Below are 13313 nucleotides of genomic sequence, written 5' to 3'. Positions count from 1 at the left end.
GCTCCGAGATACCCTCGTATTAGGTCAGAATGTAAGGCGTTCGAGTAGTCGCTGTGCGAACCGTGGTCGACGTGACTCGCGGGGATACACAGTGATCGTCGTACATCCCGGGCTTGGGAAGACCGGACGGTCATCGAACAGTATATTGCGCATTCTCTCGTCGGTGCCACGACGCACTACTACATCAGAGTTCGATGGCCTCCCCCCATCAGCTCTGATGGATTTCGCACGGACCGGAACGGAGAGCATCTCGGAGAGTTCGGACTGGTAGTCATCGATCGTCCGCTTGTACTGGGCAGTGTCCTTCCGCTCGGCAGGATACCAGAGTGAAATGTCACCGTCGTTCGCAGCGGCGATTGCTTCGGCAACGTTCACTGACAGCGGCGGGTACGGGCCACCGTCTCCGGAGAGAGCGACATGCGCTGGCCGTTCGTATCCGAGATTATCCACGAGAAGCACATCACACGGGGCATGCCGAACAACCCAGTCGATCGGATCGCCGAACAGTCGGGACCGAAGCCGAAGTGGCTCGTGTTCGGCGACGATTGTATCTACTCCCCGATTGCCCGCGAAGTTGACGATCGCATGTTTCGTGTCGTGGCTCACGATCTCGTCAGCTTCAATATCGATGTCTAACTCGGTCGAGAGCGATTCAATTCGCGTTTCGTACGAGATATCGGACGGCGATTGAACCGTCATATTCTCCGTGAGGGGGGCCTGATCAGGGACCTCTTCGAACCGAACGACAACCACACGACCGTCATCCGGACGAACCAAGTCGGCAGCGAGCGCGACGAGCGATCGTTCCCGATTCTCATCGAGATTTTTTGTGAGCGCGACGAGCACTTCACGGTGGGTGTCGTCTACAGTGGATCGAGTTTCCGTGAGTACGTTCCGTCCGACGCGACGACGAACCGCGTCCGTCGCCGCTCCCTCTCGGCTCACCCGTGGGCGGACGTAGAACAGGTACCAGCCGATGCTCCCGATGGTGATCACGACGGCACCGACGAGGGCAACCGTCCCCATCTGTGTCAACAAGAGTACCCCGGTAATCGCACCGAAGACCTGCACCCAGGGGTACAGTGGTGAGGTGAACTCGGGTTCGTACTCGGCGCTACCCTCACGGAAGGCGACAACGGCCAGGTTGATGAGTCCGAACACCAGTATCTGGAACGCGCTGGCGAGTTTGGCGATGTCGAGAATCGGGACGAACGCGATGAGCACCAACAGTACCGCACCGGTGAGCGTGATCGAGTTCACGGGTGTCCCGAATCGCTCACTCACGGTCGAGAAAGACGGCGGAACGAGGTTGTCTCGGCTCATCGCGAACGGGTAGCGCGACGAGGAGAGGATTCCCGCGTTGGCCGTCGAAATGAGCGCGAGGATCGCTGCAAGGATGACGATGACGACGCCGGTTTGACCGAGTGTCGACTCTGCAGCGACCGCGACCGGCGTCAGTGAACCGGCGACACTTCCCGGATCCGTCACGCCGACCAAGACTGCCACGATAGCCACGTACAGGACCGTCGTGAACGCGAGCGACCCGAGAATGCCGAGCGGGATATTACGGCCGGGATCTTCTACCTCCTCGGCGATACTCGCGACTTTCGTGACACCGGCGTAGGAAACGAAGACTAACCCGGTTGCAGCGAGGAGTCCACCGAGTCCGTCGGCGAAGAAGTTCACGTAATTTGCCGACTGAACGCTGGGTGCGCTCCCGGCGGCGAACCACCCGAGAGCAGCCAACATGACGACGACGATTGCGACCTGTAAACGGCCCGTCTGCTTCGCGCCGACGACGTTTATCAGTATCAACACGCCCGCGAGTCCCAGCGCAACCGGTTTCAATGGCAGATCGAACAACAGGAGCAAGTACGGGACGCCACCAACGAGCGCGAGTGCGCCCTTGAACGAGAGGGAGAACCACGTTCCGACGCCGGCGATGGTGCCAAGTAACGGGCCCATCCCTCGCTCGATGTAGATGTACGTTCCCCCGGCCTCGGGCATCGCAGTCGCCATCTCCGACTTCGAAAGTGCTGCCGGCACGACGAGTAGTCCGGCAAGAGCATATGCGAGAATCACTGCTGGCCCCGCGATCTCGAGGGCGAGAGCAGGCAGAATAAAGATACCACTGCCGATCATCGCGCCGATACTAATCGCGAGGACGGAAGGCAGACCCAAGTCGCGTTCCAGTTCTTTCATATGGCCTCACCGACCGTCTCAGACAGCGCAGTCGTCACACAGAACGGTTCGTGACCCGCATCGACAAAGAGCGAGAGACGGTCGGGATCGTTTACCAATGTGATGACCCGCGGAACGTCGAACCGCGCGCGAACGAGCTGTGCGATAAGCAGGTTCCGACGGTCCGAGCGTGTCGCAACAACGACTGTCGATGCGGCCCCTACTCCAGATTCTGAAAGGGCATCGGGAGCCGATGGATCACCGACAAATCCGGGGATATCATGAGAGTCATACGACTCATCGACGATAGCTATCCGGTGACCGTTCGCCTCTAGCTGTTCGGCGATCGCGACACCGACGTGGTCGCCGCCCAGAATGTAATGGGTGATTTCTTCCGCTTCCTTGGACGCGCCGCCTCTCTGAGATCGAGTTGGAATCATGATACTTGGTGCGAACGGTATCGATCGAACGGATTTCACGTGTTTCGTCTTCACTTTGATGACGGAAGGCATTAAACTAGCCGATTATTTTGACGACTCGTCAAAATGAATGTCATGAATATTCTCTCCCGTCAATAGACGGTGGGGGAGAGACGGACGCACGGCGAGAAAACGATGGCGGAGCACTAGCAAAGAAACGGACCAAGGCTATATTCTTCCGGCGCACCAGCGGTCAGTATTGATGAAAGACGGCGAACTGGACTCCGTTGATCGGCACATATTATACTATCTCCAGCAGGACGCGAGGGCGACGTCGTCCACAGATATCGCAGAGAAGCTCGGACTGTCGTCAAGTACAGTTCGAACCCGCCTTAACAAACTGGAGGAGAGTGGGATTATCCGAGGATATCACATCGATATCGATTATGACCTCGCCGGATATCCCCTGTACACCAAGATTATCTGTACCGCACCGGTGCCAGAGCGAGATGAACTCGCAAATGAGGCACGGGATATCCGAGGTGTGACAGCCGTACGCGAGATTATGACGGGGGAACGGAACGTCTACGTGAACGCCATTGGGAAAGACCACGACGACCTCAATCGGATCAGTAAACAACTGGACGCAGTCGGCCTCAAGATCGTCGACGAACAACTGATACGCGACGAGTACGTCTGTCCGTACCACGGGTTTTTAGACGAAAATGAGGAATTGGACGATCAAAACAACGACATACGGTCATAGAATTGGACAATGTCTTATCCCCGACAAATACATCTCGTCTTCGTATTGAGTTAATAGAGACTGAAGGGTGAACAGCACGGAGAGTTTCCAACGCTCGATGAAAGTGGCCACTAGCGAGCACAGCGAGCGGTCTACGAGTCACCCGACCCGTGGTCGTTCACATCACCCAATCACACGAAGAGGAGCAGGTGGGACGAACGCCAGAAATACGCTCTCGAACGGCGAGATAGTCTCGCTCTCGGTCCCATCGACGGTTCGAGTCGGTGAAACGAATCATTGGCAGAGCGACGTACAGCACATCTTGATTTCTCGGTGGTAACCCGCGAATCGAGGTCCGACACGGTGCGGCTTGGATGGTCGATAGTGGACAACCCTTTGTACACGTCGCGGACCTGCTCGGCGTCTCCCTCGCGAGCGTCTCCGAGGCGCTGTCGTACTGCGCACACATCGACGAACTGCGCGAGTTCGGCCGTGAAAACGCGGCGGCGTTCGACCTCCCTGTAGACGCCACATCGAGTCTGGAATGCTGAGCAGCACATCGCCCCCAGCCTACTGTTGATGACCGGATTCCCTCTTCGGATAGTCGGACCTTGCCCAGCTGTGTCGAAGGCTCTCGCGTTACTCCCCCAATTATGAAGCAGATCGCGTCGACGCGGGAGCTGTCTCGAACGACCGCGACATCTCTCGAACGGTCGATGGGATTTTGACAACCGGACAGACACTTTGTACAATGGCAACGTACGAGGCGTTCGACCCAGATATCGAGGTTCACGGCCGGACTATTCGAACGGTGGTCGACGACGCTCTGACGCGGTTTTCCGACGAGTACCAGCAGCTGGCACTCGACGCGCTGGCCGACAACGGCGTCGAAGACCCCTCGCCGGACGAGTGGTATCCCCAACAAGCTTGGCTGAACACGTTCGAGAGGATTGCTGAGGCGACGGAGCCGCACATTCTCGATCGGCTCGGCGAACAGATTCCGGATGTCGTCGACTGGCCCTCAGGCGTCTCGAGTGTCGAGGCGGGCCTCACAGCGATCGACGACGCCTACCAGTTAAACCACCGCGGGAGTACGAGTGGGGCGTATCGATTCGAGCCGGTCGACGATCAGGTCGGGAAGATGGTGTGTGAGAATCCGTATCCGTGTCCGTTCGACCGGGGGCTCATCCGCGCTGTCGCTCGCCGATATGCGCCCATCGAGGCGTTCGTCTTCGTCGAGGAACGAGGCGAGACGTGTCGCCGAAAGGGTGACGACGAGTGCACGTACACCGTCTCGTGGTAACCCTCTGGGTACGACCGTCCGTCTCGGAGTACTAATCTTCGTCTGCCGCTTGAATCGCGGAGATCAGTTCCTCGGGTGAGTGGTTCGTCGTCAGGCGAAGGAGGGTCTGGAGGCGTTCGTACGTTTCGGATAACTCTTCGATACGCTCACGGTCGCGGTCCACGTGGGCTCCGTCCCGCTGGTCGAGGTCGGCGAGTGCTCGCTCGAGCGTCCGCTGCGTCGTCTCCATCTCGCGGTCGACGTACTGTCGGAGCACGTCCTGGATGATGAACCACGGATCCGTTTCGGGGGCGAAGCGAACGCGACGACCACCGCCCTCGGACGATCGACGATGAACCATTCCGATTCGGGTGAGTTTGCGCGTCACGTTGCTGATGGTCGACTTGGCGTAGCCCGTTTCTTCGACGAGCTCAGAAATCGAAAGAGGCTCGTCAGCAAAGTAGAGTACTCCGTACACACGCCCGGCACTCCGGCTGAGGCCATACACCTCCGCGGAGCGCTCGATCGACTCGATCACGTCTTCCCTGACGGCTGCTGTCTCGTCATCTGTCATTGTCAGAGAAACCGCGAAGGAAACGCGCTCGGTTGCCAGCCATCATCCTCATCAGTGAAGCGTAAGTATTAAACTGTTTGGTTTGTTTGTTCGGTACGAGCCGAACAAAACGAAACGGACGGCTCGACAGGTCCCAGAGGTGCACGATACCGTGTCAAACCAGCTCCCACTTCGGCCCTCCATCGAACATACGCCACAATCTCGGTCAGCCCTCGTCCTCGGCGACGAGGAGTCGACAGCAGTGCTGGAGTCGCTCGCTCCGGAGACTGCCCGCAAAATCCTCTCCACACTTGCGGACCGTCCCGCGACTGCATCGGACGTGGCCGACCGCGTGGATACGTCCGTCCAGAACGCTCACTACCACCTGAGCAAACTTCGCGACGCAGATCTCGTTACCGACGCTGGCACGTGGTACTCCTCGAAAGGCAAGGAGATGACGGTCTATGCACTCACGAGCAACCGTCTCGAACTCCGGATCGGAACCGGAGAGTCAGCGACGTCTACTCCGACGGATCGTCTGCGCGCTCCGAACTCCCCGTCGTGCAACACCACCGGCGACTGATCTTCGCGGAGGCGGTCATCGTTTCCTCAATCGACTGAGTGCGTTTGCTGTTGCGAGATAACGAAGTATTCGACTGTCGGACACGAAAGTCTCTGAGCTACGGCCGGTGGCACGGCCTGTGCATCGTAACTGGGACGACCACGACTAATCGAAGCCACTACTCTCCCCGTTCCAACGAGGAGCGTCCGAACCCGCACGGGACGAGAACGCGCCCCACCCTACAGCGTGAACAACCGACACTGAGAGCGCGGTCACGAGGTGGTGTGGAACGTACTTTCTGCCGGAGATGCAAACACTGCGATCTACCGAAAAGAATCAAATTCATTGGACTTTCTAAACGACCTGACTCGCGCGCTCGACAATCACGTCTTCCGAAATCGAAAAAACCGCCGCGAGCGTCTTCGGCGACCACGCCGAGTAGCCCAGTCTGCTCGCCTTGATCGGGTCACGCTCCCGTCAGTCGCGTGGGGGACGGAAAATCACGTACGTGCGAGTTGAAAAATCTCGTCTAACGGTTCAACGCACTCTAGACGCTCGGTTTGCTCGTGACGATTCGTCTCGACAAAGCGATCTCACACATGCGTCCTTCAACAGTCGGCAACGAGTCGGACAGAATACTCGATATCGACGGTGTACCCGGAGAACGGTTGGAAACATCACCGGCGTCTACGTGAGCGCAACGAGTCCCGCTGTAGCCGGTAGCACGCAGAAGAATAATACAATTACTTCTATCTAATTTTCGAACAGAAACGAATCAATGACGCGGGTGAGTCGTCGGACTCACAGCGCAGCAGGAGGAAGTCAACGACTCACTCGTGGGTCACTGACTGACGCGGATGCCCGTGTGGCACTGCGGCGAGTCGAGACGGGAACCGCCACTCAGAGGACCCTCTCTCCGTGGTCGTCGAAGATCCAGAACTTGTCCTGTTCGATGGTGAGCGGGAGTTCTTCTCGTTCCGGGGTAACGGTGTTCTGCGGGACGACCGCTCGAATCTCGCGACCGCCCACGTCGAGATAGATCGTGTCACGGTCGCCCTGTGGTTCGATGATCTTGACCGTTCCGGAGAACAGCTCCTCACCCGGCTGTGCGACGTGGATGTACTGCGGCCGGATACCGAACATCACGACGTCGTCGGTGACGGCGTTGAAGGACTGTTCAGTGTTGATCGGCAGCGAGAACACGTCATTCTCCAAGCGGAATCCGTCGTCCGTGGGTGTGATGCGGCTCTCAATCATGTTGACCGAGGGAGAGCCGATGAACTCCGCGACGAACTGGTTCGTCGGTTCGTTGAACACGGCATACGGTGAACCGATCTGTTGGATGAGCCCATCGTTCATGATGACGATCTTGTCGCCGATCGCCATCGCCTCCTCCTGATCATGCGTCACGAACACCATCGGCGTGTCAAGACGGCGCTGGAGCTCTTTGATCTCCGTCTGCATCCGTTTTCGGAGGTTCGCGTCGAGCGCAGAGAACGGTTCGTCGAGCAGGAACGCCGCGGGTTCCATCACCATCGCCCGTCCGAGGCTCACGCGCTGTTGCTGCCCGCCGGACAGCGAACTCGGCTTCTGATCGAGTTTGTCCTCGATTCCCAGCATCCGGGCGATGTCTTCGACGCGCTCTTTCTTCTCGTCTTTCGAGAGTTTCGTCGACATGTCGAGCCCGAACCGGAGGTTCCCTCGAACGCTCTTGTGTGGAAACAGGGCGACGCTCTGGAAGACGAACGCGAGGTTCCGGTCTTTCGGTTTGACGCCGACCATGTCCACCCCGTCGATGACGATTTCGCCACTGTCGGGGACTTCCAGGCCGGAGATGCACCGGAGCGTCGTCGTCTTTCCACAGCCGGACGGGCCGAGGAGAACGACGAAGTCCTCCTGATTGATCGAGAGGTCGACTTTCTCGCAGGCGATGATGCTTCCACCGTCGTACGTCTTGCGCAGGTCGGTGATCCGGATGACTGGGTCGGCAGCCCGCTCGGCTTCGCTTCGCGTTTCCCGGTCAGATTCGCCGCTGACGGCCTCGTTCATACGCGTGTCACCATGAGGAGTGGTCTCGAAGTGCATAGATAAGCGTTTCGTCCACGGTGGCCACTCTGACCGGTGACCCGAACCGAACGAGGGGTTCCGTGTGGTCTCACGGTCGGACTGCACCAGGAGGTGCTCATGGACCGAACGCACCTCGCAGCCCCTTCTGTGCGACGAAGTAGAGAATCGCGGGAGGCGTCCCGATGATGAGTGCCTGCGCCATCAGCATCGCCCACGGGATGCTCTCGCCCTGTCCGGAGTGTAACGTCGCGTACAGCTGGACGATCGCGGGCTGGACGCCGCTACTCGTGGTGAGGAGGTTCGCAAAGAGGAACTCGTTCCATCCGTTCAGGAACGCGAGGAACCCGACAGCGATGAGCGCGGGTTTGGCAATCGGAAGGATGACACGAACGAAGGCGCCGAATTCGGTGCAGCCGTACACCTGCGCCGCTTCCTCGAGGTTCTCGGGGAGGTTACTGAAGTAATCGCGGAGGATCCAGATCGCAAACGGTGTGATGAAGATCTGGAACGCGATCCAGAGCCCGATGTACGAATCGTACAGGCCCCACTGGAGCCAACGCGCCGTGATCGGGACGACGAGAACGATCGAGGGGAACAGCAACGACAGGATGATCGCGTAGAACACGAACTGTTTGCCGACGAACTCTTTCCGGCCGAAGACGTACGCGCCTGGAATGGTGACGACCAGTGCAATGAGTGCGGTGCCGGTCGAGATGACGAAGCTGTGGAAGAGACCCTCCTGCAGTTCACCGAACCCGATCGACCACCACTCGAGCGTCGGGTTCGTCGGGAGCCAGAGCGTTGGATTCGCGAACAACTCGCTTGTCGGCGTGAACGCGACCGAGACGACGACGAACAGTGGGATGACGATCAACAGCACCAGCGTGGCGATCACACCGTAGACGGCGAGCTTGAACAAGACGTCCTCGAGATGGAGCGTCGGGCCGCCGATCGTGTCAATGCTCAGCCTCATGCCATCCCTCCGGTGTCGGCGTTGCGTTCGAACGACCTGATGTACGGAACGACGAAGAGCATCGTCAGCAGCACCAGGATCACGCCGATGGTCATCGCGAGGCCGAACCGCTGTGAGCCCTCGGTGAACCGGTAGACGAGAATCCCGAGGACGGACGTGTCAAAGCCGGGACCGCCACCCGTAATCTGGAGCGGCTGGCTTACCTTGGTGAGGTTGTAGATGGTCCGCAAGCTGACGGCGACGAGGATCGCACCTTTCAGCTGCGGGAGCGTGATGTGGAAGAACGCCTGGACCTTACTCGCCCCGTACACGCGGGCGGTCTCGTACTGCTCTTCGGGGATGCCGTCTAACGACGCGGTGAGGATAATGAACACCAACGGCCAGTACGCCCACGTCGCGGCGAACATGATGACGGCCATCGCCGAGTCACCCTGCGTCCCCCAGTAGATCGTCTGGTCGAGCAGTCCGATATCCACGAGCAACGGCAGGATCGGACCGAGGTCCGGGTGCAGAATGTACACCCAGAGCGTCCCGGAGACCAACCCTGGGATCGTGTACGGAACGACGAAGAGGGCGCTAATGTAATCGCGGAACCGGGCGTGTTTCACTGCCACGGCGGCCACTAGCGCGATTGCCAGTTGCGAGAACGTGACTAGACCGAAGATGATGGTCGCACGAACTGACGTCCAGAAGGTGTCCCATCCGAAGACGTATCGGTAGTTATCGGCGCCGACCCACTGGCGCTGGCCGAGGAAGTTGAACTCGTGGAAACTCATCCAGATGCCGTCGAGTAGTGAGCCCCAGACGAGCGTCCCCATGATGAGGAGGACCGGAAGGAGCATACTGTACGTCAACCAGTCGCGCCTGAGGACCTGTCTTACGTGACCGGCGCGCTGTCTGATCAGGTCCAAATTAACGTCAACAGTCGACATTGAGTGATGGTATCATTGATCGTTGATAACTGTTTCTAGGAAACGGCACCGCTCAGAAGAACTGGTCGCGCGCCTCCTGTGCGGCCTGATCGAGCGCCTCGCTGGCGGTTATCTCGCCCTGGAGTGCCTGCTGGATGTACCCCGGCATGATCCCCTGCTGGATCTCGCCGAAGAAGGGGGCGGCCTCCTGGATGAAGTAGCCACTCTGATCGGTGATGCAGGTGTTCGTGGCCTCGATGATCTGCGTCTGATCGTACCCCGTGGGGTCGTCGACCGCAGACCTGATGTCGTCCGGTGTGACGTCCTCGCGGATGTTCGCGCCCCCGATGGTACTGAACATCGTCCGCTGGAACTCCATCGAGTGGTACAGGTAGTTCTCGAGCATATCGGCGGCCGCCTCCTGTGCGCGGTCCCACTCGGCTTCGTCGGCGCCGTCCGTCGGATTGATGAACACGACACCGTCGCCGCCTGTGATCCCTCTCGCCCCCGACTCACCCTTCCACGCGGGACCGAAGATGAAGTCACCGTTCATCACCTGGTCTTCGGCGTTGGCCAGCAGGTCCGCGTAGGTCGCGGCGGGGACCTGCGTCATGCTCGCTTCGCCCTGAATCAGGAGCTGGGTGCCGTCCTCGTCTGACATCGACACGGTCCCCGGACTGGACAGTTCGTGCTCGACGTGGAGCGAGACGAAGTTCTCGTAGGTCGTCTTGATCGGCTCGTCGTCGATCTGTGTGTCGGTCCAGTCCTCGTTCAGGATCTTTCCGGCCTGGCCAGCCTGCGCGACAGGCCAGTCTTCCGTACACGTGTCGGTGACGTCACCCGACGACCCGTAAATCTGCCAGCCGTAGTTCCCCGGTCCGTCCTCCTGAAGCGTCTGAGCGATGCGAACGCTGTCCTCGAAGTCTGTCGGGGGGAAATCGCTCTCTGGGTCGAGGCCCGCCGCTTCGAGGTGGTCTCTCCGTGCGAGGAGGAGCCGCGGCGGTTCGCTGCTGAATTTGAACTCGTAGGCGGTGCCGTCGTACCCGCCGTACGCCTGTTCGCCGAGCGGATCCATCAGCCAGGCGGTCTGCTCGAGGAGATCGTCGCTGAACAGGTCTCTGTACTCGGGGAACGGTTTCGCGATGCCCAACTCGACGAACGGACCGACGAACCCCGACACCTGGTCCATGATGTGGGGACGCTCCCCCTCGCGTGCGAGCGTGAGCCAGCGCTGTCCCGGGTCGCCCGCGGAGTAGTTCACGTCGACGGTCGCTCCCGTGTCGTCCTCGAACCGGCTGATGGCGCCTCTGATCGCCTCGGCCGCTCTGCCCGAGTTGTTGTGGAACCGGTTCCAGTACGTGATCGTCAGGCCGTCGTACTTCCCACCGGTCGAGCCAGTGGTCGTCCCGCCGTCGCCACCGTCACCACCACTGTTGCCGTCACCGCCTCCGTTGCCGCCGCCACCACCGCCACTACCGCCTCCACCGCCGCTCCCGCCATTGTCACCGTCGCCGCCAGCACACCCTGCTAACGCGGCGACACCCACCGCACCGGCTCCCTGGAGGAACCGTCGGCGCTGCACAGTTCTATCCCTGCCTCTCGGACTGCTGTCTTGTACCATGACTCCGTCTCTCCAATGATTATTCCTAACACACATATATCTATCTGACGTCAAACCGACACAGTTCGTCTCCCTGTGCGGCTGCAAACCCGGCGAACCCGGCAAAAAGAGAGCGTCCGCCCCATGCGAATACTTATTACAAAAATGATGGTTGATGTAGCTGGAGACGATGACGCAATCAGCTACACTGCGATTCGAACCTGAGGCACTGGAACAGTTCGCCGAGGACGTCCTCGCGGGTGCAGGTCTCACTGCGCCACACCGAGAAATCGTCGCAAAGGCGCTCGTGCGTGCGGATCTTCGAGGGGTCGACTCTCATGGCGTCGCCAGACTCGAACCCTACGTCAAGCATCTCGAGGCGGGCGGGTACAACCCGGACCCGGACATCGTGCTCTCCGAGCGGAGTCCGAGCGCGCTGGTCGTCGACGCCGATCACGGCCCGGGACAGAGCGCGGGACAGAGACCATGCGACGACTCATCGAACTGGCGGCGGAGTCGGGAGTCGCGGTGGGCGTCGTCAAGCACAGTAATCACTTCGGGACCGCCGCCTACTACACCGAGATGGCAGCCGAACACGACTGCATCGGGTTCGCGATGACGAACGTGCCCGCAGAGGTGATTCCCTTCGGCGGCAGGGAGCCGTATCTCGGGACGAACCCCATCTCGGTCTCCGTCCCGTCCCCGCTCGACTACCCGATCACGCTCGACATGGCGACGAGCGTCGTGGCGATGGGGAAGATCGATCACGTCGCGGCCGAGAAGGGCGAGTCAGTGCCCGAAGAGTGGGGCGTCGACGCCGAGGGGTCTCCCACGACGGACCCGACTCGAATCGAGGCCCTCAGACCGCTCGGAGGTGCGAAGGGGTACTGTCTCGGGGTCATCGTCGACCTCCTTTGTGGCGTACTGTCCGGCGCGAACATCAGCGCAGACGTCGGCTCGCTGTACGACGACTTCGACCAGTCGATGGACGCCGGTCACTTCTTCCTCGTGATCGACATCGCCACGTTCAGAGCGCTCGACGAGTTCCTCGCGCACGTGGGTCGGTTCGTCGAGGGGCTGAAGGCGATCGAGCCGGACGCTGGCGTCGAGGAAGTACTGCTGCCGGGCGAGATCGAATCGCGGGCCCTCGTGGAGAACCGCGAACGCGGTGTCCCGGTCAACGGGAACGTTTTCGAGAAGTTGACGTCGATCGCAGCGGGATACGGGGTTGAAACACCCCCTGTGCTCGACTGATTACAGCGCGTTTCTGGTGAACCCACCGTCGACGAACAACACTTCTCCCGTGGTGTAACTCGCCGCGTCGCTGGCGAGGTACAGCGCGGAGCCGACGATCTCCTCGCGGTCGGCGACGCGACCGGCCAGCGCTCGCTCGTCGATGCCCGCACGGAGCTCTGTCCCCTCACCGTACTCCTCTTCGGTGAGTGGGGTCATCACGAACCCCGGCGCGATGGCGTTGACCCTGACGTCCGGGGCGAGTTCCCGGGCGGCACACCGCGTCAATGCGTTGACTCCGGATTTGGCCGCACAGTACGGCATCAGCCGAGCGCGAGCGAGGTCGGCCGACATCGAAGAGAGATTGACGATGCTGCCGTCGGTCATCTCTCTCGCGAAGATCTGACACGAGCGGAAGACGCCAGTGAGCAACACGTCTATGACGTGGCCCCAGTCGTCCTCTTCGAGTTCGAGAAACGGCGTTCGAGCGGCGGCGGCGCCGGAGTTGACCAGTACGTCGACACGACCGAACTCGCTGAGGACCGCGTTGCAGAGCACCTCGATGGACTCGCGGTCGGTGAGGTCACACGGCTGTTCGATCGTTCGAGCGCCGTACGATTCGATCCGCTCGGCGGTCGCCTCGACTGCAGCAGGGGTTCGACTCGTGGCGACGACGTCCGCACCGTCCTCGGCGAACGAGAGCGCGATTGCTTCCCCGATACCGCTCGTGCCGCCGATGACGACGGCCGTCTTTCCCTTCACCGTGACGGGTGGATAATCAGGCATG

General features: G+C 60.2%; 12 protein-coding genes and 1 pseudogene. 5 read left to right on the top strand and 8 right to left on the bottom strand.

Features of this window, described 5'->3' with window-relative positions; translation table 11 throughout:
- Positions 1 to 24: 24 nt before the first annotated feature.
- Positions 25 to 2202, bottom strand: a complete 2178-nt coding sequence (locus C2R22_RS13155; protein WP_103426160.1) for an amino acid permease — start codon at positions 2200 to 2202, stop codon at positions 25 to 27.
- Positions 2199 to 2693, bottom strand: coding sequence for an NAD(P)-binding protein (locus C2R22_RS13150; RefSeq protein WP_245902762.1), 495 nt, complete (start codon positions 2691 to 2693; stop codon positions 2199 to 2201). Before C2R22_RS13150 ends, C2R22_RS13155 begins: the two co-directional genes overlap by 4 nt.
- A gap of 169 nt (positions 2694 to 2862) precedes the next feature.
- Here C2R22_RS13150 and C2R22_RS13145 point away from each other — a divergent pair, with 169 nt between their 5' ends.
- From C2R22_RS13145 to C2R22_RS13135, 3 genes are all read left to right on the top strand, one after another.
- Positions 2863 to 3366, top strand: coding sequence for an Lrp/AsnC family transcriptional regulator (locus tag C2R22_RS13145; RefSeq protein WP_103426158.1), 504 nt, complete (start codon positions 2863 to 2865; stop codon positions 3364 to 3366).
- 353 nt (positions 3367 to 3719) lie between these two features.
- Positions 3720 to 3896: a hypothetical protein gene (locus tag C2R22_RS13140; protein WP_245902761.1), complete on the top strand. Its 177-nt coding sequence runs from the start codon at positions 3720 to 3722 to the stop codon at positions 3894 to 3896.
- 200 nt (positions 3897 to 4096) lie between these two features.
- Entirely contained in the window at positions 4097 to 4648 is a 552-nt protein-coding gene (locus C2R22_RS13135) for a hypothetical protein (RefSeq protein WP_103426156.1), read from the top strand.
- A gap of 31 nt (positions 4649 to 4679) precedes the next feature.
- On the opposite strand, the gene C2R22_RS13130 is transcribed toward C2R22_RS13135, so the two are convergent.
- Positions 4680 to 5201 (bottom strand): GbsR/MarR family transcriptional regulator, encoded by a 522-nt coding sequence (locus C2R22_RS13130; protein ID WP_103426155.1) that lies wholly within the window; start codon positions 5199 to 5201, stop codon positions 4680 to 4682.
- 241 nt (positions 5202 to 5442) lie between these two features.
- On the opposite strand from C2R22_RS13130, the gene C2R22_RS13125 reads away from it, so the two are divergent.
- On the top strand, positions 5443 to 5763 hold the full coding sequence (locus C2R22_RS13125; RefSeq protein ID WP_245902759.1) for an ArsR/SmtB family transcription factor: 321 nt from the start codon (positions 5443 to 5445) through the stop codon (positions 5761 to 5763).
- Between the two features lie 879 nt (positions 5764 to 6642).
- Here the strand turns inward: C2R22_RS13125 and C2R22_RS13120 are convergent.
- The 4 genes from C2R22_RS13120 to C2R22_RS13105 form a co-directional block, all read right to left on the bottom strand.
- A complete protein-coding gene (locus C2R22_RS13120; protein WP_216824732.1) occupies positions 6643 to 7791 on the bottom strand; it encodes an ABC transporter ATP-binding protein in 1149 nt (382 codons plus the stop codon).
- 133 nt (positions 7792 to 7924) lie between these two features.
- Positions 7925 to 8782 carry a carbohydrate ABC transporter permease gene (locus C2R22_RS13115; protein WP_103426153.1) on the bottom strand — a complete coding sequence of 286 codons (858 nt, stop codon included), beginning with the start codon at positions 8780 to 8782 and terminating at the stop codon, positions 7925 to 7927.
- The gene (locus C2R22_RS13110; RefSeq protein WP_245902758.1) at positions 8779 to 9624 is read right to left on the bottom strand and encodes a carbohydrate ABC transporter permease; all 846 of its coding nucleotides are present in this window, start codon (positions 9622 to 9624) and stop codon (positions 8779 to 8781) included. The genes C2R22_RS13115 and C2R22_RS13110 overlap by 4 nt, the downstream gene beginning before the upstream one ends.
- 142 nt (positions 9625 to 9766) lie before the next feature.
- On the bottom strand, positions 9767 to 11314 hold the full coding sequence (locus C2R22_RS13105) for an extracellular solute-binding protein (protein WP_162562478.1): 1548 nt from the start codon (positions 11312 to 11314) through the stop codon (positions 9767 to 9769).
- Between the two features lie 169 nt (positions 11315 to 11483).
- Between C2R22_RS13105 and C2R22_RS13095 the strand changes: the two are divergent.
- Positions 11484 to 12547: pseudogene (locus tag C2R22_RS13095) on the top strand (Ldh family oxidoreductase).
- On the opposite strand, the gene C2R22_RS13090 reads toward C2R22_RS13095, so the two are convergent.
- A complete protein-coding gene (locus C2R22_RS13090; RefSeq protein ID WP_103426148.1) occupies positions 12548 to 13312 on the bottom strand; it encodes an SDR family NAD(P)-dependent oxidoreductase in 765 nt (254 codons plus the stop codon).
- Position 13313: the final 1 nt, after the last annotated feature.

This window comes from Salinigranum rubrum (assembly GCF_002906575.1).
Lineage (GTDB): Archaea > Halobacteriota > Halobacteria > Halobacteriales > Haloferacaceae > Salinigranum > Salinigranum rubrum.
Note: the sequence above shows the minus strand (reverse complement) of the source record. Positions and strands in the feature narration are given on the sequence as shown.